17 protein-coding genes are annotated in these 25,306 nt (G+C 65.7%); 7 read left to right on the top strand and 10 right to left on the bottom strand.

Annotation, left to right across the window (positions count from 1 at the left end):
* Positions 1-150: 150 nt before the first annotated feature.
* The 8 genes from AC1MHZ_RS00290 to AC1MHZ_RS00255 form a co-directional block, all read right to left on the bottom strand.
* A complete protein-coding gene (locus AC1MHZ_RS00290) occupies positions 151-1,470 on the bottom strand; it encodes a DUF3426 domain-containing protein (protein WP_416767191.1) in 1,320 nt (439 codons plus the stop codon).
* 39 nt (positions 1,471-1,509) lie between these two features.
* On the bottom strand, positions 1,510-2,388 hold the full coding sequence (gene prmA, locus AC1MHZ_RS00285; protein WP_084858757.1) for a 50S ribosomal protein L11 methyltransferase: 879 nt from the start codon (positions 2,386-2,388) through the stop codon (positions 1,510-1,512).
* A gap of 253 nt (positions 2,389-2,641) precedes the next feature.
* Positions 2,642-3,997, bottom strand: a complete 1,356-nt coding sequence (accC, locus tag AC1MHZ_RS00280) for an acetyl-CoA carboxylase biotin carboxylase subunit (RefSeq protein WP_084858756.1) — start codon at positions 3,995-3,997, stop codon at positions 2,642-2,644.
* 17 nt (positions 3,998-4,014) lie between these two features.
* On the bottom strand, positions 4,015-4,482 hold the full coding sequence (accB, locus tag AC1MHZ_RS00275; protein ID WP_084858755.1) for an acetyl-CoA carboxylase biotin carboxyl carrier protein: 468 nt from the start codon (positions 4,480-4,482) through the stop codon (positions 4,015-4,017).
* Positions 4,483-4,580: 98 nt separating this feature from the next.
* Positions 4,581-5,033: a type II 3-dehydroquinate dehydratase gene (aroQ, locus tag AC1MHZ_RS00270; protein ID WP_070090423.1), complete on the bottom strand. Its 453-nt coding sequence runs from the start codon at positions 5,031-5,033 to the stop codon at positions 4,581-4,583.
* Between the two features lie 180 nt (positions 5,034-5,213).
* A complete protein-coding gene (locus AC1MHZ_RS00265) occupies positions 5,214-6,998 on the bottom strand; it encodes a protein-disulfide reductase DsbD (protein WP_482965917.1) in 1,785 nt (594 codons plus the stop codon).
* A 118-nt stretch (positions 6,999-7,116) separates the two neighbouring features.
* Entirely contained in the window at positions 7,117-7,896 is a 780-nt protein-coding gene (locus tag AC1MHZ_RS00260; protein WP_482966031.1) for a methyl-accepting chemotaxis protein, read from the bottom strand.
* Between the two features lie 1,394 nt (positions 7,897-9,290).
* Positions 9,291-10,664: a diguanylate cyclase gene (locus AC1MHZ_RS00255; protein ID WP_084858752.1), complete on the bottom strand. Its 1,374-nt coding sequence runs from the start codon at positions 10,662-10,664 to the stop codon at positions 9,291-9,293.
* 246 nt (positions 10,665-10,910) lie between these two features.
* On the opposite strand from AC1MHZ_RS00255, the gene AC1MHZ_RS00250 reads away from it, so the two are divergent.
* The 5 genes from AC1MHZ_RS00250 to AC1MHZ_RS00230 all read left to right on the top strand — a co-directional run bounded on the left by AC1MHZ_RS00250 (position 10,911) and on the right by AC1MHZ_RS00230 (position 15,900).
* Complete coding sequence (locus AC1MHZ_RS00250; RefSeq protein ID WP_224457033.1) at positions 10,911-11,978, top strand: DUF2333 family protein; 1,068 nt, start codon at positions 10,911-10,913, stop codon at positions 11,976-11,978.
* 2 nt (positions 11,979-11,980) lie between these two features.
* Positions 11,981-12,517: an NUDIX hydrolase gene (locus tag AC1MHZ_RS00245; protein ID WP_324817699.1), complete on the top strand. Its 537-nt coding sequence runs from the start codon at positions 11,981-11,983 to the stop codon at positions 12,515-12,517.
* 297 nt (positions 12,518-12,814) lie between these two features.
* The gene (locus AC1MHZ_RS00240) at positions 12,815-13,186 is read left to right on the top strand and encodes a translation initiation factor Sui1 (RefSeq protein ID WP_084858749.1); all 372 of its coding nucleotides are present in this window, start codon (positions 12,815-12,817) and stop codon (positions 13,184-13,186) included.
* A 152-nt stretch (positions 13,187-13,338) separates the two neighbouring features.
* Positions 13,339-15,252, top strand: a complete 1,914-nt coding sequence (gene speA, locus AC1MHZ_RS00235) for an arginine decarboxylase (RefSeq protein WP_084858748.1) — start codon at positions 13,339-13,341, stop codon at positions 15,250-15,252.
* A 192-nt stretch (positions 15,253-15,444) separates the two neighbouring features.
* Positions 15,445-15,900 carry an REP-associated tyrosine transposase gene (locus AC1MHZ_RS00230; protein ID WP_482965916.1) on the top strand — a complete coding sequence of 152 codons (456 nt, stop codon included), beginning with the start codon at positions 15,445-15,447 and terminating at the stop codon, positions 15,898-15,900.
* 33 nt (positions 15,901-15,933) lie between these two features.
* On the opposite strand, the gene AC1MHZ_RS00225 is transcribed toward AC1MHZ_RS00230, so the two are convergent.
* Positions 15,934-17,271, bottom strand: coding sequence for an MATE family efflux transporter (locus AC1MHZ_RS00225; protein ID WP_482965915.1), 1,338 nt, complete (start codon positions 17,269-17,271; stop codon positions 15,934-15,936).
* A gap of 202 nt (positions 17,272-17,473) precedes the next feature.
* Between AC1MHZ_RS00225 and AC1MHZ_RS00220 the strand changes: the two genes are divergently transcribed.
* On the top strand, positions 17,474-22,375 hold the full coding sequence (locus tag AC1MHZ_RS00220) for an alpha-2-macroglobulin family protein (RefSeq protein WP_482965914.1): 4,902 nt from the start codon (positions 17,474-17,476) through the stop codon (positions 22,373-22,375).
* A gap of 121 nt (positions 22,376-22,496) precedes the next feature.
* Here the strand turns inward: AC1MHZ_RS00220 and AC1MHZ_RS00215 are convergent, their stop codons facing one another.
* Positions 22,497-22,790: a hypothetical protein gene (locus AC1MHZ_RS00215; protein ID WP_084858744.1), complete on the bottom strand. Its 294-nt coding sequence runs from the start codon at positions 22,788-22,790 to the stop codon at positions 22,497-22,499.
* 83 nt (positions 22,791-22,873) lie between these two features.
* Here AC1MHZ_RS00215 and pbpC point away from each other — a divergent pair, with 83 nt between their 5' ends.
* Positions 22,874-25,222, top strand: a complete 2,349-nt coding sequence (pbpC, locus tag AC1MHZ_RS00210; RefSeq protein ID WP_143515246.1) for a peptidoglycan glycosyltransferase PbpC — start codon at positions 22,874-22,876, stop codon at positions 25,220-25,222.
* Positions 25,223-25,306 lie beyond the last annotated feature (84 nt).

The raw sequence follows: 25,306 nt of genomic DNA, 5'->3' as shown, positions 1-25,306 counted from the left end.
TCTACTGGCCCTTGAGGGAACCCTGTAGGAGCGGGCTTGTCCCGCGATTAGGTCGGGCCCGATATCTCCGTCGCCTGGCAAGGGCTTCGCCCTTGATCGCGGGGCAAGCCCGCTCCTACAGGTGTTCGGGCGCAAGGCGCCTCTTGTGGGTCATTCCGGCGAGCGGAAGCTCAGGCTGTAGTTCACGGCCTTGGGACCGGGGTCGAGGATATCCAGGGCGATGTGGATCGGCGTCTGGCTCGGCATGTCGCCGCGCCCGGCCAGCTCCCCCGAGAGGTATTCGCTGGGCTTGAAGCGACGGCTGGCGATCAGTTGGCCGTTGAGGTCGGCAAATCGCAGCTCCAGCAGCGGGAACGGCTGGGAGAACGGGGCCCGGTTGTAGATGATCGCATCGACGATCAGTGCGCCCTTGAAATCCGGATGACTACGCACCACCAGGTTGCTGCTCTTGATCCGGCTGACATCCACCCGGGTCGGTACCTGGCAACCAAGCATCGGGCACAGTTGTTGGAACCAGGGGCGGTACTGGTCCTGGCGAGCCATTTCGTCGAAGTGGTAGCTGATGTACTGGAACGCCAGCAAACCCGCGGCCAGCAGGGTCAGCACACCCCACAGCAGGCGCTTGGCCCAGTTGGGCCTGGCCTTTTGCCAGTCGAGCTGCAGCGGGTCGTCCACCACATGCACCAGCGGTTCCTTGCGCGTCGGGCGTTCGGCCTTGGCCGCCAAGGCAGGCTCGGGCCGCTCGTCGGCGAGGCGCTCGAGCTCGTCGTCGCGGGCCGACAGGCGCAGTTGGCCATGCTCGTCATCGTCCCGTGCGGAGAGCCCTTTTTCAGGGATATCGTCATCCAGGCCAGTGAAATGGTCGCCCCGCCCGTCGTCGTGATGGGGCTCGGCCTGGCCGAATGCTCGCGGCTCGTCGTCGTCCAGGACCAGGCCATTGCCCAGGGTCGGCTCGGTGCGGTCACCGGGCTGCGGTTCTGCCTGGAGGTCGAGGACCTCTTGTTCGACCAACACCGGAGCCGGTTCGTCGGCGGCCTGGAGTGCCGGCGGCTCGCCGGTTGCCGTACCGAAGGGTTCGTCGGCATGGTCGTCAGGACCATGCTCGTCACGACGGGCCTGCAGGGCATCCTCGCGAGGCGGGGCCTGGCGTTCTTCGGGCGCATCGCGACGCTCCAGGCGAGCCAGTTCCTGGTCCAGGTCCAGGTTGTCCAGCGCCTGGGCGGTGATGGCCCAATCCTCGGGCTCGGTATTTGGCCGTTCGTTGATCGTCGGTTGCGTCGCCTCCGGTGCCTGTATCGGTGCCGCCGGGGCAGGGGAGGTGCGGTTCTGCTCCAGCAACTGCTTGGCGGCGTTGAACACCTGCAGGCAATGGCCGCAGCGCACCACGCCCCGGGCCACGCTCAACTGATTGTGCGTGACGCGAAAGCTGGTCTGGCAATGAGGACACTGGGTGACGAAACTGTCGGTCATGCGGCGATCCGGGTTGTGCAGAAAGTTGAGTCTAGTTGGCTAGCGGCGGCGACCACTGATGCGTACCCAGCCGTCGCGCACGACGATCGGGTCCAGTTCGAAGTCGCCCGCGTAGGCTGCGGCCACTTCCTCGCCCTGTTCGGCGAGGATGCCCGAGAGCGCCAGCAGGCCGCCGGGGCGGACCAGGCCGGACAGTTGCGGCGCCAACGAGACCAGCGGGCCGGCCAGGATGTTGGCGACCAGTACGTCGGCTTGCATGGCGGGCATCTGCTCGGGCAGGTACAAGGCCAGGCGCTGTTCGGCGATGCCGTTGCGCCCGGCATTGTCGCGAGAGGCTTCGAGGGCTTGCACGTCGATGTCGGTGCCGACCGCTTCGCGGGCGCCCAGCAACAGCGCGGCAATGGCCAGGATCCCCGAGCCACAGCCGAAGTCCAGCACCTGGGTGCCTTCGAGTTGCTGGCCGTCGAGCCATTCCAGGCACAGGGCGGTGGTCGGGTGGGTGCCGGTACCGAAGGCCAGGCCCGGGTCGAGCAGCAGGTTCACCGCGTCCTTTTCCGGCGCCTCGTGCCAGCTGGGCACGATCCACAGGCGCTGGCCGAAACGCATGGGCTGGAAGTTGTCCATCCAGCTGCGCTCCCAGTCCTGGTCTTCGATCACCTCGGCATGGTGCTCGGGCAACTCGGCGCCGGTCAGCAGGCGCAGGTGGGCGAACACGGCCTCGGGCTCGGCATCGGCTTCGAACAGGGCCAGCAGGTGAGTGTGCGACCAGAGCGGCGTGGTGTTGAGGTCCGGTTCGAAGATGGGCTGGTCCTCAGCGTCCATGAAGGTCACCGAGACAGCGCCGACTTCGAGCAGGGCGTCTTCGTAGGTTTCGGCTTGGTCTGGGCTGATGGCCAGGCGAACTTGCAGCCAGGGCATGGCGGGCACCTTTGGTAAATCGACAGGGGCAGCCAGGGCTGCGCGGAGCTAGGCAGTTTACTTGAGTGCGTAGGGTTTGTAGAGGTCGTCGCAAGGGGGGGCGGCACCTGGCATTTTTGCGATTCCTGCACCGGCCTGCAAGATAGGCTGTGCGAGCCATCGCCGGCAAGCCGGCTCTCAAGGCCCGTGTATGAAACGCAGCCAATAAAAAACCCCGGCACCAGGCCGGGGTTTTTTCATCACGCTAACGCGATCACTCCTGGTTGGCCAGTTTGTGCTCGAGGTAGTGGATGTTGACGCCGCCTTTGCAGAAACCTTCATCACGCACCAGGTCGCGGTGCAGCGGGATGTTGGTCTTGATGCCGTCGACGACGATCTCGTCCAGGGCGTTGCGCATGCGCGCCATGGCTTCGTCGCGGTCCTTGCCGTAGGTGATCAGCTTGCCGATCAGCGAGTCGTAGTTCGGCGGAACCGAGTAGCCGCTGTACAGGTGCGAGTCGACACGCACGCCATTGCCGCCCGGGGCATGGAAGTGCTTGACGGTACCTGGGCTCGGGATGAACTTCTTCGGGTCTTCGGCGTTGATACGGCACTCCAGGGAGTGACCGCGGATCACCACGTCTTCCTGGCGGATCGACAGCTTGTTGCCAGCGGCGATGCTCAGCATCTCCTTGACGATGTCGATGCCGGTGACCATCTCCGAAACCGGGTGCTCGACCTGGACGCGGGTGTTCATCTCGATGAAGTAGAAGCGGCCGTCCTCGTACAGGAACTCGAAGGTGCCGGCACCGCGGTAGCCGATCTCGATGCACGCGTCGACGCAACGCTTGAAGACTTCCTGGCGGGCCTTCTCGTCGATGCCCGGAGCCGGAGCCTCTTCCAGCACCTTCTGGTGACGGCGCTGCAGCGAGCAGTCGCGGTCGCCCAGGTGAATGGCGTTGCCCTGGCCGTCGGACAGTACCTGGACTTCCACGTGGCGTGGGTTGGTCAGGAACTTCTCCAGGTAGACCATCGGGTTGCCGAAGGCGGCACCGGCTTCGGTACGGGTCAGCTTGGCCGAGGCGATCAGGTCCTCTTCCTTGTGCACCACGCGCATGCCGCGACCACCGCCACCACCGGCAGCCTTGATGATCACCGGGTAGCCGACGTCACGGGCGATCGCCAGGGCGACTTCCTCGTCTTCGGGCAGCGGGCCATCGGAACCAGGCACGGTCGGTACGCCCGAACGAATCATCGCGTCCTTGGCCGAGACCTTGTCGCCCATCAGGCGGATGGTGTCGGCTTTAGGGCCGATGAAGGCGAAACCGGACTTCTCCACCTGTTCGGCGAAGTCGGCGTTTTCCGCCAGGAAGCCGTAACCGGGGTGGATCGCGGTGGCACCTGTCACTTCGGCGGCAGCGATGATCGCCGGGATGTGCAGGTAGGATTCCTTGGACGATGCAGGGCCGATGCAGACCGACTCGTCTGCCAGGCCCAGGTGCATCAGTTCGCGGTCGGCCGTGGAGTGAACAGCGACGGTCTTGATACCCAGCTCTTTGCAGGCACGCAGGATCCGCAGGGCAATTTCCCCGCGGTTGGCGATCAGGACTTTTTCGAGCTTCCCAGACATCGTTGGCTCTCCGCGATTCAAACGATGGTGAACAGCGGCTGGTCGAACTCAACCGGCTGACCGTCTTCCACCAGGATGGCGTCGATGACACCACCGACATCGGCTTCGATGTGGTTCATCATCTTCATGGCTTCGACGATGCACAGGGTGTCGCCCTTCTTCACGGTCTGGCCGACTTCGGCGAAGTTGGCAGAGGTCGGCGAAGGCTTGCGGTAGAAGGTGCCGACCATCGGCGAGCGGATCACGGTGCCTTTGAGGGCCGGGGCAGCGGCGGCGGCTTCGGCGGCCGGGGCAGCGGCAGCGACCGGGGCGGCAGGGGCAACCGGGGCGGCTACTGGAGCCGGGGCTGCGAAGTACTGGGCGCCTGCCGGGGTCTTGCTGTGACGGCTGATGCGAACGGACTCTTCGCCTTCCTTGATCTCCAGTTCGTCGATGCCAGACTCTTCCAGCAGTTCGATCAGCTTCTTGACTTTACGGATATCCATTAATCATCAACTCCCAAGGTTCGGTCGGGGACGTAATTTAAAAAACGTGGCTAGAACGTTTATCCAGGCCCTGGCCCGAAGGGGCCAAGGCCTTGTCATCAGGGCTGTGCGTTGGCAGCCAGGTATTCCAGTGCAGACTCCAGGGCCAACCGGTAGCCGGTGGCGCCCAGGCCGCAGATCACCCCTACGGCGACATCGGAAAAGTAGGAGTGATGACGGAACGGTTCACGCTTGTGCACGTTGGAAAGGTGCACTTCGATGAATGGGATGCTCACAGCCAGCAATGCGTCACGTAATGCGACGCTGGTGTGGGTGAAAGCAGCCGGGTTGATCAGGATGAAGTCCACGCCTTCGTTGCGCGCGGCGTGGATACGGTCGATCAGCTCGTACTCGGCATTGCTCTGCAGGTATTGCAGGTGGTGGCCAGCGGCGCGGGCGCGCTGCTCCAGGTCCTGGTTGATCTGGGCCAGGGTCACGGCGCCATAGTGGCCTGGCTCGCGGGTACCGAGCAGGTTGAGGTTGGGGCCGTGTAGCACCAGTAGGGTTGCCATCTGCGAATTCCTTGGTCTTGTAGGGCAATACGACATGAGCGCGGCGACTATGCCGCAAGAGGGCGTCGGGTGTCCAGTTCCCGGCAATAGCCAGCACGTTGTCCGAGATTCGCGCAAAGTATGTGACCAGATGATTAAGTCTGGTCACTAATGGCGGGAAAATTGCCGGCTCGCGGGAAGTTATAGACCCAGATCGCGACGCACGCGCGCCAAACGATCGGCAAATTCGACGGCATTCACTTCGCCAATGACCCGATCGGCGGTTATTTCGCTGCCGTTCGCGGCAAAGAACAGCAATGCGGGAGGGCCGAACAGCTGGTAACGGTCGAGCAGGGTGCGTTGCTCGGCATTGCTCTCGGTGATATCGAAGCGCAGCAGCTTGAAGCCGGCGAGCTGGGGCTGCACCTGGGGCGCATTGAGCACCTCGTGCTCGATCACCTTGCAGCTGATGCACCAGTCGGCGTACCAGTCCAGCAGCACCGGCTGGCCGGCCGCCTTGGCCTGGGCCAGGGCGGCGTCCAGCGCAGCTGGGGTGGTGACGGTCTGCCAGGCATCGACCTGGCTGGCTGGCGTGCCAGTGGCGGTTGCGATGGCCGGTGGTGGCAGGGGGCGCAAGGGGTCGCCTTGGCCATTGAGTGCGCCATACCAACAGGCCAGGGCATAGACCAGCAGGGCCAGGCCAAGAAGCTGCGCCAGGCGCTGGCGTGGCGTCTTGACCACGAACTCCAGGGCACCGAGGAACAGCGCCACGCCCGCAGCCAGCAGGCCCACCAGCAACAAGGTGGCCGGCCCCGGCAGCACGCGGCTGAGCAGGCCGATGGCCAGGCCCAGCAGCAACACGCCGATGGCGTTCTTGACCGTGTTCATCCATGGGCCGCTTTTCGGCAACCAGGCCGCACCACCGGTGGCGACCACCAGCAATGGCGCTCCCATGCCCAGGCCCAGGGCGAACAGCTTCAGCGCCCCGCCCAGGGCATCGCCGCTGGCACTGATATACAAAAGCGCTCCGGCCAGCGGTGCCGATACGCAGGGTGAAACCAGCAGGCTGGACAGCACGCCCAGCACCGCAGCGCCCAGCAGCGAGCCGCCTTTGGTGCGGTTGGCGACGTTGTTCAGACGGCTGCTCAGGGCCTGGGGCAGCTTGATGTCGAACAGGCCGAACATGGCCAGGGCGAAGAGCACGAAGAACAGGGCGAAGGGCACCAGCACCCAGGCCGACTGCAGGCGTGCCTGCAGGTTCAGGCTGGCGCCGAACACCCCCATCAGGGCGCCGAGCACGGCGAAGGAAATGGCCATCGGCAACACGTAGGCCAGCGACAGGCTCAGGCCTCGCCAGCCGCCCACCTGGCCGCGCAGTACCACGCCGGAGAGGATCGGCAGCATGGGCAGTACGCATGGCGTGAAGGTCAGCCCCACGCCTGCGAGGAAGAACAACAGCAGCGATTGCCAGTTCCAGCCCAGTTCGGTGCCGGTTGGTGCGCTACCCGCTGGGCCGCCTGTGCCGTCGATGCTCAGGCGTTCGGTTTCCGGGGGGTAGCACAGGCCCTTGTCGGCGCAGCCCTGGTAGCCCACCAGCAGGGTGAAGGGGCGCGGGTCGTTGGCCGGGCGGGGCAGCTCGATGTCGAGCACGCCATGGTACACCTCCACGTCGCCGAAGAATTCGTCGTGCTTGGCTTCGCCTTTGGGGATACTCGGCGTGCCGAGGGGCACATCGGCAGGCTCGGTGCGGAACTGGAAACGATGGCGGTAGAGGTAGTAGCCCTCGGTAGCGACGAAGCGCAGCTTGATGGACTGGGCGTCGGCCTGCACCAGGCTGAGCTTGAAGGCTTCATGGACGGGGAGGAAATCGGCGTTGTTGCCCAGCGAAGCGGCGCCGAGGGTGGCGCTGGGGCGATTGTCGAGCAGGCCCGTGGCGAACGCAGGGCTGGCCAGCAGCAGGAACAACAGGAAAAACAGGCGGCGCATGGCGGTCTCGCTAGGTGAAACGTGGGGGCATGATAGCGGAGTTGCCGTGGGTTGGGGGCGTAGTGCTCGACATCGTCATCGCCTGGGAGACCAAGCGCCGTCCGCGCGGCGCTCGGTCTCACACCCTGAAAGCCTGCACCGCCCGGTTCAGTTCCCCTCCCAGGCTCAGCAACTGCTCCCCTTGCGCCCGCCCTTCGCCGATGCGTTGCAGGTTGTCTTCGCCCAACGCATGAATCCGTTCGCTGTGATCGCGGATCTCGCTCACAGCGCCCGTCTGCTGCGCTGTCACATCGGCAATACGTACGGCCGTATCGGCAATGGTACGAATCGCCCCGACGATCTCATCCAGCGCGCCATCGGCCGCCTGGGCCTGGCTGGCCGTGGCCTCGGCGTGCGCGAGCTGGGCGCGCATGCCGTTCACCGACTCGCGGGCGGCTTGTTGCAGGCGGTCGATCAGTGCCTGGATTTCGCCGGTGGCGCCGGTGGTGCGCTGGGCCAGGGAGCGCACTTCGTCGGCGACCACGGCGAACCCCCGGCCCATCTCGCCGGCCCGTGCCGCTTCGATGGCGGCGTTGAGGGCCAGCAGGTTGGTCTGTTCGGCGATGGCGCGGATCACCGTCAGCACGCCACCGATGGTGGCCGATTCCTCGGCCAGTTGCTCGATCGCCTGGGCGTTGCCTTGAACCTCGTCCACCAATGCCCGTAGGCCGGACAGACTCTGGCCGATCACCGCCTGCCCCTGTTCCACCGCGCGGCCAGCGTCACGGCTGGCATCGGCGGCGGCGCTGGCGTCACCGGCCACCTGCTGGATGGTCGCCTCGAGCTCGCCAAGGGCGTCACGGATCTGCCCCGTGTCCCCGGCCTGGCGTTCGGCACCTTCGTGCAGGGCACTGCTCATGCTGGCCAAGGCATGGCTGCTGCCTGCCACCTGCTCGGCGTTGTGGCGCAGTGTACCGACCAGCTCCACCAGGTACTGGCGCAGGCGGTTGAGCGAGGCCTGGATATCGTGCAGCTCGCGGTTGGTGCGGCCCAGGGCGACCGGCCGGGCGAAATCGCCATCGGCCCAGCGCGACAGGGCCGGGGCCAGGTCGCTCAGGGTGCGTGCCAGGCGGCGCTGGAGCGTGTCGATGAGCAGGGCGATAAGCAGAATCAGGCCGATCATCAGGCCCTGGATCAGGCGCACTTCGCTGGCGATCTTGGCATGCAGGCCGCGCACTTCCGGTTCCAGCCCGGCGATGGCCTGCTGCACGGCGCCCAGGCGTTCGCGGGTGCTGGCGGCCAGGGCCGCGCGGCGCTCGATCTGCTCGCGGGTTCGTTGCAGCTCGGCCGGGTAGCGCGCCAGCAGGCTCTGCAGTTCGCGCTTGAGGCTTACCGCGACATCTTCCTGCTGGGCGCTGGTTTGGGTATCCAGGCCCATCAGCGCGGCGAAATCGTCGGCGTTGGATTCGGTGGCACGGGTCACGCCGAGCAACGGCAGCCCATCGACCACCTGGGCCTGTGCCCGAATCAGCTGCAGTTCGCGCTCGACTTCCTCGGCAAGCTCCGCGCGGCCGCTGGCGACCAGCTTGCCACGGGCCAGCGACAGGCGCCCCAGGTGTACCGAAGCGTCCAGCAAGGGTGCCAGGTAGCGGGCAGCGTCCGGGTTGTCGCTGTTGCGGGCATACTCGGCCAGTTGCTCGAAATGGGCGCCCAGCTCGCGTTCAGCCTGCAACAGTAAAGCCTGCGGGTCGCCGGCCAGCTTGCCGGCGGCGAGCAGTTCGTTGGCGGTGAAGGCCTGCAGGTCGTCCAGGCTGGGGCGTAGCGTTTCGGCCAGGTTCGCCGGCCAGTCGGCGAGCGCTACTTGCAGCGCTTGGGTGGCCTCGGTGGCTGCAGCGTGCCGCAGGGCGTCGCCGCTGGCCAGGTAGGCCTGGATGTTGCGCACCGCATCGTTCTGGAACTGCTGGGAGAGGCCCAGGTAGCGTTCCATCAGTTGATAGGGGCGCTCCAGTGCGCGCTGCGACCACCACAGGGTCGCGCCCAGTGCGATGCAGACAGTTACCAGCAGCAGGGTATTGAAATTGGTCAGCCACTTCAGGCGCATAGCCGTGAACTTCCAGCAATAGAGGTGGAACGGTAGGTGCCTGAAGTTATTTCGGTTTTGTGACCGGGTGATGACCGAGAGCGAAAAAAGTGGCGTTTTGCCTGTATTGGTCCAATCGCCGGCAAGCCGGCTCCCACCTGTTCTGCGCTGTTTTCAAAGACACCGCCATACCTGTGGGAGCCGGCTTGCCGGCGATTGAAGCTTCACGGGGCTCAGGGTTCTACACGCATCACGCAATTGCGCCCGGCATGCTTGGCCCGGTACAGCGCTTCGTCGGCGGCGCTGGCCATGGTCAGCGCATCGAGCCTGTGGTCCAGTTGCACCACCCCTGCGCTGAAAGTGCAGCGCAGGTCATGGGGTTGGGCCGGGTAGAGGATCTCGGCGAAGCGCTGGCGAATCTCGTCGAGGACCTTGTGCGCGGCCTCAAGCGGCGTGTCGGGCATCACGATGGCGAATTCCTCGCCGCCATAGCGGCCGATGAAGTCGGTCTTGCGCAGGCGCTGCTTGAGGAACAGCGCCAGGCTCTTGATCACCCGGTCGCCCATGGGGTGGCCATGGCGGTCGTTGATCTTCTTGAAGTGGTCGATATCGAGCATGGCGAAGCTCAGCGGCTGCATCTCGCGGCGAGCGCGAAAGCTGCAATCTTCAAGGAGCTGGAGGATATGGGTGTGGTTGTACAGGCCGGTGAGACTGTCGCGCACCATGCGGGCCTTGAGGTGGCGAGCGCGGGCGGCCCGGTTGCGCACTGTGGTGATCAGGTGTCGGGAGCGGATCGGTTTGGTCAGGAAATCGTCGCCGCCCTCGCTCATGGCGTCCAGCTGCTTGTCCAGGTCATCTTCGGCGGAGAGGTAGATGATCGGCACGCTGACGTAGCGGTCGTTGTGGCGAATCACCTTGGCCAGCTCGGTGCCGGTGCAGGCCGGCATGTACATGTCCAGGATCACCAGGTCGGGCTGGAAGTCGGCCAGTTCGGCCATGGTGCGGATCGGGTCGGTGAGGGTGCGGGTGATCATGCCAGCGCCGTTGAGCAGGCGCTCGGTGAACATGGCCTGGGCCCGCGAGTCATCGACGATCAGCACACGTAGCGGGTCGTACTGGGTGACATTGGTCAACAGCTCGACTTTCTCCAGCAGGCTCGAGGCATCCAGGGGGCCGGTGAGGAATTCCTGGCCGCCGGCGCGCACAGCGGCCAGACGGGTAGGGGTGTCGGCCTCGAGGTGGCTGAAAAACAATAGCGCAACCTGCGGTTCGCTACCGAGCAGGGCTTGGGTCGCCAGGTTCAGGCCCTGGCCTTTGCCGGTGAAGTCGACGTCCATGACGATGGCGCATGGCGGGCGGTCGTTCATCGCGGTGCCAAAGGCCTCGGCACTGGGCAGGGCTTGTGCAGGCAGGCCGAAGAATTCCAGTTGCTGGGCCAGCCGCTCGGCGCGGTCATGTTCCTGAAGCAGGATGTACACCGGTTTGCGCAAGGGCGGCAGGGCCATGTGGTCGAGCGGGTCGCCCTTGCGCAGGCCGGTGCGCAGGAGGCGTTGCATCAGGCGGTGCTGCTGGAGGCGCTCATGGCTCGACTCGGCTGGCTGGGTCATGTCCTGGCTGCTTGTTGGAGGGTTATGCAGGTGCAATGCTGGCTCTATGCTAGCACCGCTTCCCGGTGCCCGTGTGTCCTATATCAACAAAGTTCGTAAGGATGAATATTCAGTTGTCGACCCATTGGTCGCTTATGCGTAAGGCGGTGTCTGCTTTATAGTGCTGCCACGCGGGCTTGCCGTGGCACCCTGGCTGGGGCTGGTGGTCCAAGCCCCTGAACTGTCGAGACTGATAAGGACAACGCCATGCTGGACTGGAAAAACCGCGAGGCCAAAGCCGAGCCTCGCGAGCGTGTCGACGCCCGTGGTGCCGCCACCCGTAGCTACCTGGGCGGGCTGTGGAGCCGCGCATTGGGTACCCTGATCGGCCTGTACCTGCTGGTGTGCATCGGCCTGGGGTGGTACTGGAGCCAGGAGCCGGACCTGTTCCCGGTGCAGCAGAGCGCCCAGGCTGCCGCCGAGCAGAGCGGCCAGCAGATGGTGGTCGGCTACACCACCATCGAGACCCTCAAGAGCGTCGCCAATACCCTGCTGACCAAGCCGGGCGGCTACATCTCCAACGACCGCTTCCCACCAGGGTTGTGGATGGACAACATGCCGAGCTGGGAATACGGCGTGCTGGTCCAGGTGCGCGACCTGTCCCGTGCCCTGCGCAAGGACTTCGCCCGCTCCCAGTCGCAGTCCACCGAGGACGCGGACCTGGCCAAGGCCGAGCCGCGCTTCAACTTCGACAACAAGAGCTGGATCCTGCCCTCGAGCGAGTCGGAGTTCGAGGAAGGCATCAAGTCCCTGACCCGTTACCAGAAGCGCCTGGCCGCCGGTGACCAGGGCGCGATCTTCTATACCCGCGCGGACAACCTGAACAACTGGCTGGGTGACGTGGCCACCCGCTTGGGCTCGCTTTCCCAGCGCCTTTCGGCCAGCGTGGGCCGGGTCAAGCTCAACAGCACCCTGAAGACCGAGTCGGTGGTCGCCGGCCAGGCGCCACAAGTGGACGAGGAGCTGGTGGAAACGCCGTGGCTGCAGATCGACAACGTGTTCTACGAGGCCCGTGGCCAGGCCTGGGCCTTGTCGCACCTGCTGCGCGCCATCGAGGTGGACTTCGCCGATGTACTGGCGAAGAAGAACGCCACGGTCAGCGTGCGGCAGATTATCCGTGAGCTGGAGGCGTCCCAGGAAGCGCTGTGGAGCCCGATGGTGCTCAACGGCAGCGGCTTTGGCATGTGGGCCAACCACTCGCTGGTCATGGCCAACTACATTTCCCGCGCCAACGCCGCCGTCATCGACCTTCGCCAACTGCTGTCGCAGGGCTGACGGTGGCCATCAGCCCCGCGGAGGCCGCGCATCGCGCAGCCTCCGACCGCGAACTGGTGGCCTGGGTCGACGAGGCCGACCAGCTGCTTGGCGTGCGGCCCCGGGCCGAGCTGCGTGAACTCGGCCTGATCGGTCGTTGTACCTTCATCCTGTTGTTCAACGGTGCCGGTGAGCTGTGCGTACACCGGCGCACGCTGAGCAAGGCCTTGTACCCGGGGTACTGGGACGTGGCCGCCGGCGGTATGGTGGCGGCGGGCGAGAGCTACGCCGAGTCGGCTGCCCGGGAGCTGGCCGAAGAACTCGGTATCGCGGGCGTCGAGTTGCGTTTCCACGAGCGGTTCTATTTCGACCAGCCAGGCAACCGGTTGTGGTGCGCGGTGTATTCGGCGGTGTCCGATGGGCCGCTCAGGTTGCAGCCCGAAGAGGTGAGCGAGGCGCGGTTCATTGGTTTGGAGCAGGCGGAACGAGAAAGCCTGAGCGAGCCCTATTGCCCGGATTCGTTGGCGGCGTTGCAGCGGTATAAAGCAAGCCTCAAATAGATGCGTGGGCCGTGCTGGCCCCTTCGCGGGTAAACCCGCCCCCACAGGGATTTCGCAGGCCGTGAAACCTGCGCAGTACCTGTGGGAGCGGGTTTACCCGCGGAGGGGTCGCAAAACATTCGCAAAATGCCGCATTCCAGTACTTAGCAACAGCCAAATTTATCGTTACACTGCGCGCCCTTTTCGGGCTGCCGCAGGTCTTGCGGCAGTAGCGCTGCCCCTGCCAGAGTGGGGCTTCGCGGTCGGCCCTGGCCCCAGGCGCCGACCAGTATTTTGTCCTCAGCAAGAGGAACAAAAGTGGCCAAGAAAGCTTCTTCCTTCGCCGCCCTTGGCGGTCTCGTTTATTCCACCGATGCCGGTCGGCATTGCCCGGATTGCGGCAAGCCGGTGGACGCCTGCATCTGCAAGCAACAGGTCATCCCCGAAGGTGATGGTATTGCCCGCGTGCGCCGCGAAAGCAAAGGCCGTGGCGGCAAGACCGTGACCACCATCAGTGGCGTCCCGCTGCCCCTCGACCAGCTCAAGGAGCTGGCCAGCACCCTCAAGCGCCGTTGCGGCACCGGGGGCGCGCTGAAGGATGGGGTCATCGAGATCCAGGGCGACCATGTCGAGCTGCTGCTCGGCGAGTTGACCAGGCAGGGTTTCAAGGCGAAGAAATCCGGCGGTTGATCCGGCTCGCGCGATTTTTTGCCCAGTGCTTTCTAAACTCGTTCCCGTGGCAGGGGTCTACCCTGGGCACGGACGAATCGTCATTTTCGGTTTCTACACTGCCTGCGCGCCCATGTGGGGCAGTGTCTTCGACTTATCTACAGGGGACTTGAATGTCCGTACGACGCACACGCAAAGACGATGGCAGCCAATGGACCGTGGCCGACAGCCGCAGTGTTTATGGTATCCGCCATTGGGGCGCTGGTTATTTCGCCATCAATGAGGCCGGGCGCGTCGAAGTGCGCCCCAACGGCCCGGGGAGCGCACCGATCGACCTGTACGAGCAGGTCGACGAACTGCGCCAGAGCGGCTTGTCGCTACCGCTGCTGGTGCGTTTCCCCGACATCCTGCAAGACCGCGTGCGGCAGCTGACCGGCGCGTTCGACGCCAACATCGCGCGCCTGGAGTACCAGAGCAAATACACCGCCCTGTACCCGATCAAGGTCAACCAGCAGGAAGCGGTGGTGGAGAACATCATCGCCACCCAGAACGTCTCCATTGGCCTGGAGGCAGGTTCCAAGCCCGAGCTGCTGGCGGTACTGGCGCTGGCGCCCAAGGGCGGCACCATCGTCTGCAACGGCTACAAGGACCGCGAGTTCATCCGCCTGGCGCTGATGGGCCAGAAGCTTGGTCACAACGTGTTCATCGTCATCGAGAAGGAGTCCGAGGTCGCCCTGGTGATCGAGGAAGCCGCGGAGCTCAAGGTCAAGCCGCAGGTCGGCCTGCGCGTGCGCCTGTCGTCGCTGGCCTCGAGCAAGTGGGCCGATACCGGTGGCGAGAAGTCCAAGTTCGGCTTGTCCGCCGCCCAGCTGATCTCGGTGGTGCAGCGCTTCCGCGATGCCGGCCTGGACCAGGGCATCCGCCTGCTGCACTTCCACATGGGTTCGCAGATCGCCAACCTGGCCGACTACCAGCACGGTTTCAAGGAAGCGATCCGCTACTACGGCGAACTGCGCGCCCTGGGCCTGCCGGTCGATCACATCGACGTCGGCGGTGGCCTGGGCGTGGACTACGACGGTACCCACTCGCGCAATGCCAGCTCCATCAACTACGACATGGACGACTATGCCGGCGTGGTGGTGGGCATGCTCAAGGAGTTCTGCGACGCCCAGGGCCTGCCGCACCCGCATATCTTCTCCGAGAGCGGCCGCTCGCTGACCGCGCACCACGCCATGCTGGTGATTCAGGTGACCGACGTCGAGAAGCACAACGACGAAGTGCCGACCATCGAGGATAAGCAAGCGCTGCCCGAAACCGTGCAGTGGCTGGCCGACCTGCTCGGCCCGACCGACATCGAAATGGTCACCGAGACCTACTGGCGCGCCACCCATTACATGGGGGACGTGGCCGCGCAGTATGCCGATGGCAAGATCAGCCTGGCCGAGAAGGCCCTGGCCGAGCAGTGCTACTTCGCCGTGTGCCGCCGCCTGCACAACTCGCTCAAGGCCCGCCAGCGCTCGCACCGCCAGGTGCTGGACGAGCTCAACGACAAGCTGGCCGACAAGTACATCTGCAACTTCTCGGTGTTCCAGAGCCTGCCGGACACCTGGGCCATCGGCCAGGTGCTGCCGATCATCCCGCTGCACCGCCTGGATGAGGAGCCGATGCGCCGCGCCGTGCTGCAGGACCTGACCTGCGACTCCGACGGCAAGATCAACCAGTACGTCGATGAGCAGAGCATCGAGACCAGCATGCCGGTGCACGCGGTCAAGGAAGGCGAGGACTACCTGCTGGGCGTGTTCCTGGTCGGTGCCTACCAGGAAATTCTGGGCGACATGCACAACCTGTTCGGCGATACCGATTCGGTGAACATCTACCAGAACGCCGATGGCAGTGTGTACCACGCCGGCATCGAGACCCACGACACCATCGAGGACATGCTGCGCTACGTGCACCTGTCGCCGGAGGAGTTGATGACGCACTACCGCGACAAGGTCGCCAGCGCTCGCATCACGGCGCGTGAGCGTACCCAGTTCCTGGATGCGTTGCGTCTGGGGCTGACCCGCTCGTCGTACCTCTCGTCATAAACCTGGGGCCGCTTCGCGGCCCTTTCGCGGCACAAGGCCGCTCCTACAGGGGATGCTTGATCCTTTGTAGGAGCGGCCTTGTGCCGCGAAATGAGGGCGCAGCCCTCACAAACGCACAACCGGAAACATTTTACCTGCAGGCACTCCGGTTCAAGCGCCTACCTTTGAATGCAATGTTCAAGGGAGCAAGACATGGACGGTCAAGGCAACCACCGCCTACGCAGGGGGCGTTTTTCCGAGGCTGGTCGCCTCTACCTGCTGACAACCGCTACCCGCAACCGCGCACCGCTGTTCAGCGAGCTGCGTTTGGCCAGGGCAGTCGTCAGGCAACTTCGTTTGAGTGAGCAGCAAGGCGCTTGTCGATCTCTGGCATGGGCACTGATGCCTGATCACCTGCATTGGCTGGTCGAGCTGGGTCGAGGTAGTTTGAGCGACCTGATGCGTGCGTTCAAATCCCGAAGCAGTTGTGCGCTCTATCGGGCGGGGGCAGATCGCCAGCGTATCTGGCAGTCTGGTTTTCATGACAGGGCATTGCGCAGGGATGAGGATGTCAAGGCCGCTGCGCGATACATCATCGCCAATCCCATTCGCGCGGGTTTGGTGAAGCGGGCTGGCGAGTATCCCCATTGGGATTGTGTCTGGCTGTGACCTGGCAGGTGAGGGCGCAAAACGGCCTCAACTTCAGCGAACCCACTGCCCCTTCGATTGCAACCGCCAGCCCACCCATCCCAGCGTCACCGCCCGCAACCCCATGAACGCCAGAAACGCCAACCACAACCCATGGTTGCCGAGCCCACTCATGAGCAGCGCCAAGGGCAGCGCGATCACCACCGACAGCAACATTGCATTGCGCATCTCCCGCGCCCGCGTCGCGCCGATGAACAGGCCGTCGAGCAGGTAGCTCCACACTGCGATCAACGGCAATACCGCCAGGTAGGGGAGGAACGGGTAGGCCGCCATGCGCACGCTGTCGATGTCGGTCTGCAGGTCGATGAACAGATGCCCTGCGAGCAGGAACAGCGCGGCAAAGCCCAGGCTGACGATCAGCGACCAGCCGCAGGCCACCACCAGCGAGCGGCGCAGGGTCTGGTGGTCTCGGGCGCCGATGGCGTGGCCGCACAGGGCTTCGACCGCATGGGCCAGGCCGTCCAGGGCGTAGGCGGTGAGCATCAGGCCATTGAGCAGCAGAGCGTTGGCCGCCACCGTGGCTTCGCCCAGTCGAGCCCCCTGCACGGTTACCAGGAGGAACACCAGCTGCAGCGCCAGGCTGCGCAGGAAGATGTCGCGGTTGACCGCCAGCAGCGGCCGCCACGACTTCCAGTGGCTGAGCGCGGCCCAGGCGATGTGCCCCGGGTAGGCACGCAGGGCCGGACGGGTCAGGGCCAGGCCGAGCAGGGCGGCACTCCACTCGGCGATCACCGAGGCCCGTGCCGAGCCCAGCACGCCCCAGTCCAACCCGAGCACGAACCACAGGTTGAGGACGATGTTCAGCACGTTGGTCGTCAGCAGGATCGCCATTGGCGCCCGGGCGTTCTGGGTGCCCAGGAACCAGCCGACCAGGGCGTAGCTGGCCAGCGCCGCCGGCAGGCCTAGCAGGCGGGTATGGAAGAAGTCTTCGGTGGACTGGTGCAGCGCCGCACTCGGTTGTATCGCCTGCAACGCCAATTGGCTGAACGGAATCGCCAACAGACCGATCAGCAGTGCGAAGGCCAGGGCCAGCAACAAACCCTGCACCAGCACCTGGCGTAACGCCGCGCCATCAGAGCGCCCGGCGGCCTGGGCGGCAAAACCGGTGGAGCCCATGCGCAGGAAACCCATCAGCCCGACCATGAAGGTGAACAAGGTCGACCCCACCGCCACGGCGCCCAGTTGATGGGCATGGGGCAGGTGGCCGATCACGGTGCTGTCGACCAGGGCCACCAGTGGTACCGAGATGTTGGATAGAATCATCGGTGCGGCCAGCGCCCAGACCTTGCGGTGGGTACGGCGATCGTGCCAGTCGGTGGTCAGTTGCAACATACGGGCTCCGGGGTCAATGCGCTGGTGCAGCGTTGCGGTCTTTGTGGGAGCGGCGGTGCGGCGGTCCCACAGGAACCCCGCCAGCTGGCCTGGCATTCTAGCGGCCAGCGCGAACGAGGTCTCACTCGGCAGCAGGTAGCCCGCCTGCCAGTGCGCTATAGTTGCGCCCTTATCGACACGCTGCCCGAGAGTTCCCACTCCCATGCTCAACAAAGGATTGTTACTGGCCTGTGCGCTGGCTTTGATCAGTGCCTGTGATACCTCTTCCACGGATACCCCGGCACCGGCCCAGAAGCCTGCCGCGAGCGTACCGGCCGAAACCCCGGCGCCCAAGCGCGAAGACCCGGCCGTGCTGGCCAAGCGCTATGCCGACCGCGAACTGAGCGTGCTGGATGTCTCGGAAGTCCAGCTCGACGGCGCCGCCACCTTGTCGATCAGCTTCTCCGCGCCGCTGGATGCCGAGCAGGACTTTGCTGCCAAGGTGCACCTGGTCGACACGGTTAAAGGCAAGCTCGATGGTGCCTGGGAGCTCTCCGACAACCAGATGGAGCTGCGCCTGCGTCACCTGGAGCCGCAGCGCAAGCTGGTGCTCACCGTTGACAAGGGCTTGTTGGCGGTCAACGGCAAGCGCCTGGAGGCCGAGTCGGTCAGCCGCCTGGAAACCCGCGACATGCAGCCGACCGTGGGCTTCGCCAGCCGCGGCTCGCTGCTGCCTACCCGCCTGGCCGAAGGCCTGCCGGTGATCGCTCTTAACGTCGACAAGGTCGATGTGGAGTTCTTCCGCATCAAGCCGGACATGCTTTCCAGCTTCCTGGTCAACTGGGGCCGCAACAGCAGCTTGTACTACTACCAATCCAAGGAAACCCTGGACATGGCCGAGCTGGTCTACAGCGGCCGCTTCGACTTGAACCCGGCGCGAAATACTCGTGAGACCGTGCTGCTGCCGATCGCCGGAATCAAGCCGCTGCAGGAGGCGGGCGTGTACCTGGCGGTGATGCGCGCCTCCGGTACCTACGACTATTCGCAACCGGCAACCCTGTTCACCCTCAGCGACATCGGCGTTTCCGCCCACCGCTACCGCGATCGGGTGGATGTGTTCGCCCAGGCCCTGGAAGGCGGCAAGGCGCTCAAGGGCGTCAACCTCGCGCTGCACGACGACAAGGGCAAGCTGCTGGCCCAGGCCGAAACCGACGGCCAGGGCCATGCGCGGCTGCCGATCACCGCCAAGGCCGACACCCTGATCGCCACCCAGGGCGTGAACACCACTTTGCTGCGCCTGAACACCGCGGCCCTGGACCTGGCGGAGTTCGACATCACCGGCCCCCAGGCCAACCCCCTGCAGTTCTTCATCTTTGGCCCGCGTGACCTGTACCGCCCGGGCGAGACCGTGCTGCTCAACGGCCTGTTGCGCGACCAGGACGGCAAGCCGGTCAAGGCCCAGCCGGTGACCGTGGAAGTGCGCCGGCCAGATGAACAGGTCAGCCGCAAGTTCGTTTGGGAAGCCGACCGCAACGGCTTGTTCCAGTACCAGTTGCAACTGGCGAGCGAGGCACCGACCGGTCGCTGGCAACTGCTGCTCGACTTGGGCGGTGGGCGCAAGCAGGTCTATGAGTTCCTGGTCGAGGATTTCCTCCCCGAGCGCCTGGCTCTGGAGCTCAAGGGCAGCAGCACGCCGCTCTCGCCCGAGCAAACCGCGCATATCAAGGTCAATGGTCGCTACCTCTATGGCGCTCCGGCCGCTGGCAACCGCCTCAGTGGCCAGGCCTACCTGCGCCCGCTGCGCGAGGCGGTGCCGGCGTTGCCGGGCTACCAGTTCGGCTCGGTCACCGAGACCGAACTCAGCCAGGACCTGGAGCTGGACGAGGTCACCCTGGACGACGCCGGCAAGGCCACCCTGGATATCGAGAGCCGCTGGGCCGAGGCCCGTTCGCCGCTGCAACTGACCGTGCAGGCCAGTTTGCAGGAGTCCGGTGGCCGGCCGATCACCCGACGCCTGGAGCAGCCGATCTGGCCTGCCGAGCGCCTGCCTGGGCTGCGTGGCCTGTTCGAGGGCGAGGAAACCGACAGCGACGGCCCAGTGACATTCGAAGTGCTGGTGGCCGACCGCGAAGGCCGCAAGCTGGCTGCCGACGACCTCAAGGTGCGCCTGGTACGCGAGCGTCGCGACTATTACTGGAACTATTCCGACAGCGATGGCTGGAGCTACAACTACAACGAGAAATTCCTCACCCAGAGCGAGGAAACGGTCAGCGTCCAGGCCGGGGGCACGGCCAAGCTGAACTTCCAGGTGGAATGGGGCCCGTATCGCGTCGAGGTGGAAGATCCGCAGACCGGGCTCGTGTCCAGCGCGCGCTTCTGGGCCGGCTACCGCGCCCAGGACAATGCCGAGGGCGGCGCGGTGCGCCCGGACCAGGTCAAGCTGGCACTGGACAAACCGGCCTACACCGACGGTGCCACGGCCAAGGTTACGGTCACCCCGCCCGCCGCAGGCAGCGGTTACCTGATGATCGAATCCAGCGACGGCCCACTGTGGTGGCAGGAGATTGAAGTGCCCGCCGAGGGCAAGACCTTCGACGTGCAGCTGGACGAGCAATGGGCACGCCATGACCTGTACATCAGCGCCCTGGTGATCCGCCCCGGCGAGCGCAAGGCCAATGCCACGCCCAGGCGTGCCGTGGGTGTGCTGCACTTGCCGCTGGACCGTGCCGAGCGCAAGCTCGCGGTGACCCTGCAGGCGCCGGAGAAGATGCGGCCCAAGCAGCCATTGACCGTGAAGTTCAAGGCCGCCAATGCCGACGGCAGCGTGCCGAAGCAGGTGCACGTGCTGCTGTCGGCGGTGGACGTGGGTATCCTCAACATCACCGATTTCAAGACCCCGGACCCGTATGCCAGCCTGTTCGGCCGCAAGGCCTACGGCGCCGACCAGCTGGATATCTACGGCCAGCTGATCGAGGCCGGCCAGGGCCGCCTGGCCAGCCTGGCCTTCGGTGGCGACGCGGCCATGGCCAAGGGCGGAAAGCGCCCCAACACCACGGTGACCATCGTTGCCCAGCAAAGCCTGCCGGTGACCTTGAACGAGCAGGGCGAGGGTGAGGCGAGCGTCGACATCCCCGACTTCAACGGTGAGCTGCGCCTGATGGCCCAGGCCTGGACCGACGAGCATTTCGGCATGGCCGAAGGCAAGACCGTGGTCGCCGCGCCATTGATCGCCGAGCTCTCGGCTCCGCGTTTCCTGGCCGGTGGCGACCGCACCAGCCTGGCACTTGACCTGGCCAACCTGTCCGGCCGTACCCAGCAACTGAACGTGCAGGTCAGCGCCTCCGGCCAATTGGGCCTGGCCGGTGAGGGGCAGCAGAGCGTCAACTTGGCCGAGGGCCAGCGCAAGACGCTGATGATTCCCGTACAGGCCCAGGGCGGCCTTGGCCAGGGCAAGGTAGTGGTGCGGGTCGACGGCTTGCAGTTGCCGGGTGAACCGAACAATGCCTTCGAGCGTGAGTGGACCCTGGGTGTACGCCCCGCCTACCCGGCAATGCTCAAGCACTACCGGGTCGCCTTGAAGGACCAGCCCTGGACCCTGCCGGAAAGCGAGCTGGCCGAGTTCGAGCCAGCAGGCCTGGAGGCCAGCCTGGTGCTCTCGAGCCGGCCACCGCTGAACCTGGCCGAGCAGATCCGTGCGCTCGAAGCCTACCCTTATGGCTGCCTGGAGCAGACCACCAGCGGCCTGTACCCGTCGCTCTATGCCGATGCCGAAAGCCTGAAGCGCCTGGGAATCAAGGGTGAGCCGGCCGAGGTGCGCAAGCGCAAGATCGAGATGGGCATCGAACACCTGCTGGGCATGCAGCGCTACAACGGCAGCTTCGGCCTGTGGAGTTCGGACAGCGAAGAGGAATACTGGCTCACCGCCTATGTCACTGACTTCCTGCTGCGGGCTCGCGAACAAGGCTTCGGCGTGCCCGCCGAGGCATTGAAGAAGGCCAATGAACGCTTGCTGCGCTACCTACAGGAACGCAACCTGATCGAGGTGGACTACAGCCAGAACGCCGACCACACCCGTTTCGCCGTGCAGGCCTACGCGGGCCTGGTACTGTCGCGTAACCAGCAGGCGCCGTTGGGTGCGCTGCGCAGCCTGTTCGAGCGTCGCAGCGACGCCCGCTCCGGCCTGCCGCTGGTGCAACTGGCGGTGGCACTGGACAAGATGGGCGACAAGCCGCGTGCCCAGCAGGCCTTGCAAGCCGGCCTGGGTATCGGCCGTGGCGACGGCTGGCTGGCCGATTATGGCAGCGAGCTGCGCGACCAGGCGCTGATCCTGGCATTGCTGCAGGAGAACACGCTGGCCAGCAACCAGGTCGACCAGCGCCTGTTCGCCCTCTCGGATGAGTTGGCGGCCAACCGCTGGTTGTCGACCCAGGAGCGCAATGCCCTGTTCCTGGCGGGCCGTGGCTTGCTGGGCAAGCCAGAAGGCCAATGGCAAGCGCGCCTGGACAGCGCCGGCGAGGTCCGTCAGTTCAGCAATGCCGAGGCGGGCATGAAGCTTACGGGGCCGCTGTTGAGGTCGCCGCTGACCGTGCAGAACCAAGGCGGCGAGACGCTCTACCAACAGCTGACGCTCTCCGGTTACCCACGCCAGGCACCGCCGGCCGGGGGCAACGGCATGCAGGTGCGCCGTGAGTACCTGGGCATGAACGGCCAACCGCTGGATCTAGGCAACCTGCGCAGCGGCGATCTGGTGCTGGTGCACCTGGCGCTGAAGGCCGATACCCAGGTGCCCGATGCCCTGGTGGTGGACCTGTTGCCGGCAGGCCTCGAGTTGGAGAACCAGAACCTGGCCCAGAGTGCGGCCAGCCTGGACAATGCCAGCAGTGCGGTGAAGGCGTGGCGAGAGTCGATGCAGAACGCCAACCTGGTGCATCAGGAGTTCCGCGATGACCGGTACGTGGCGGCGCTCAAGCTCGATGGCTATGGCACCCAGCACCTGCTGTACCTGGCCCGCGCGGTGACGCCAGGTATCTATCGCGTGCCGCCGCCGCAGGTGGAGTCGATGTACCGGCCGAACCTGCAGGCGGTTGGAGAAGGGCAGGGAGAGATGGTGGTGCGCGGCAGATAAAGTTGCGCTTCTCCCTGTAGGAGCGGGCTTGCCCCGCGATTGCGCCAGGTCGGCAAACGCACTCGACCTGGCTGACGCAATCGCGGGGCGACCCGCTCCTACAGGGGAATGTGCAAAGGCTTCAGTGGATCACCCAGCTCAACACCCACAACCCCAGCAGCAACCAGACGATCCCGAGGATGACCGAAGCGCGCATGAAGGCGCGGATCGCCGAGTAGAGCAGCATCAGGCCGACCACCAGGGCCAGGATGCTGACCAGCGAGGTGTCCATGCCCAGTGTGCGTGCCAGACCATCGATGAAATTGCCCCCGGCATTGGCCAGCAGGTTGAACAGGCCACTCAATGCGTCGACGATGAAACGGATCAACGACCCCAGTGCCTGGCCCAGCCACTCGAAAAAACCTTCTACATGCATAGTTGCTTCCTGATGATCGAATCGGCATGGGTGCCGTTCCCTAGCCTTTGGCCATTACCTGGCCAAGTCGGTTCCCGGTGCCCATGTTAGCCTGCCTGCCTACGCGTACCGCAAGGGCCCTGCGTGCTGTCGGCATTGTCTGCCTGCTGGTAGTGGGGGCGTTGTGGCTGGCCGACCGACTGTGGCCACTGCCCATGCCGGACGATGACCTGGCGCGGGTGGTGCTGGCCGAGGACGGCACGCCCCTGTGGCGCTTCGCCGATGCCGACGGCGTGTGGCGTTACCCGGTCAGCCCTGACGAGGTCTCGCCGCTGTACCTGGAGGCGCTGCTCACCTATGAGGACCGTTGGTTCTACCGCCACCCCGGGGTCAATCCGCTGGCCCTGGCGCGGGCCGCGTGGCTGAACCTGCGGGGCGGGCGGGTGGTGTCGGGTGGTAGCACCCTGTCGATGCAGGTCGCGCGGCTGCTCGATCCACACGCGCGCACCGTACCGGGCAAGCTGCGCCAACTGTGGCGCACAGCGCAGCTGGAATGGCACCTGTCCAAGCGCGAGATTCTCCAGCTCTACCTCAACCGCGCACCGTTCGGTGGCACCCTGCAAGGCGTGGCGGCTGCCAGCTGGGCCTACCTTGGCAAGTCGCCCAGGCACCTCACGCCGGCCGAGGCGGCGCTGCTCGCGGTGCTGCCCCAGGCGCCCAGCCGCCTGCGTCCCGACCGGCACCCCGAGCGTGCCCAGCGGGCACGCGACAAGGTGCTGCAGCGCCTGGCCGACTACCAGACCTGGCCGGCGCAGCGCATCCAGGAGGCACGGGAAGAGGCCTTGCTGCTGGCGCCGCGCCAGGAGCCCGCGCTGGCGCCACTGCTCGCCCGTCGCCTGAACCGCGCCGACAGCCCGCCACTCATTCGCACTACCCTCGACGCCTCACTGCAGCGGCGCCTGGAAGACCTGTTGCTGGGCTGGCGCGCCCGCCTGCCGGAGCGCACCTCGGCAGCGGTGCTGGTGGTGGAGGCACAGAGCATGGCGGTACGCGCTTACCTGGGCTCGATCGACCTGGGCGATGCGCGTCGCTTCGGCCATGTCGACATGGTCCAGGCCCTGCGCTCGCCAGGCTCGACCCTCAAGCCGTTCCTCTACGCCATGGCCATGGACGATGGCCTGATCCACTCCGAGTCGCTGCTGCAGGATGTCCCGCGCCGTTATGGCGACTATCGTCCCGGTAACTTCTCCATGGGCTTCAGCGGCCCGGTCTCGGCCAGCGCTGCCCTGGCCTTGTCGCTGAACCTGCCGGCGGTTCAGCTGCTGGAAGCCTACGGGCCGAAACGTTTCGCCGCGCAGATGCGCATGGGCGGCATGCCGCTGGTGCTGCCGCCGCTTGCCGAGCCGAACCTGTCGTTGATCCTGGGCGGGGCCGGCAGCCGCCTCGAGGACCTGGTCGGCGGCTACGCGGCGTTCGCCCGTGACGGCAAGAGTGCACGGATCCGCCTGCAACCGACGGACCCACTGGTAGAGCGCAGGCTGCTGTCGCCCGGGGCTGCCTGGATCGTGCGGCGTATCCTCAGCGGCCAGGCCCGCCCGGACCGCGACCCCCATGCCGAGCTGGTGCAGCGCCCGCAACTGGCCTGGAAGACCGGTACCAGCTATGGCTTTCGCGATGCCTGGTCGGTGGGCGTCGGGCCGCGCTACCTGATCGGTGTGTGGATCGGGCGCCCGGATGGCACGCCTGTGCCGGGGCAGTTCGGCCTGGCCTCGGCGGCGCCGTTGATGCTGCAGGTGCATGACCTGTTGAACAATCGCGACAGCCAGCGAGGCATCAGCGCTCCGGTAGTGCGTGTACCGCAGAGCGTCGGTGTGGCTGCGATCTGCTGGCCCTTGGGCCAACCCATGAGTCGCCAGGACCCCAACTGCCGCCGGCAGCGCTTCGCCTGGACCTTGGACGGCACCACGCCGCCGACGCTGCAGGCTGCCGACCAACCGCTGGGGCTGGGCCTGCGCGAGGCCATCTGGGTCAATGACCGGGGCCTGCGCGTCGATGCCGGTTGCCCTGGCGCCAAGGCTCGGGAGGTGGCGCTGTGGCCGGCGCCGCTGGAGCCGTGGCTGCCGCGGGCTGAGCGGCGTGCCGCGCGCCTACCTGCGCTGGAGAGTGCCTGCCCGCCGCAGGCACCGGCCAGTGCGCCACCGTTGTCGATCGTTGGCGTGCGCTCCGGTGACCACCTGCGCCGCCCGGCCACCAGCCGCGAGCCATTGCAGTTGCCTGTGTCGGCGCTGGGCGGGGGCGGGCAGCGCTGGTGGTTCCTCAATGGCCGGCCTGTGGGTGAAACCCGCGGGCAGGAGAACTTGCTGGTGCGCTTCGAGCAGGCCGGGCGCATCGAGCTCAGCGCCTTGGACGAAAGTGGCGAGACGGCGCGGGTGGAGTTTCAGGTCAGTGAATGATTGGAACGCCCTGGGGGCCGCAAAGCTGTTCGACGACCGACGTACTGGCGCCTAAGCTTGAGCCTGAGGGCGGTGTCGACGCGC

The organism is Pseudomonas sp. FA-1 (assembly GCF_056856075.1).
Note: the sequence above shows the minus strand (reverse complement) of the source record. Positions and strands in the feature narration are given on the sequence as shown.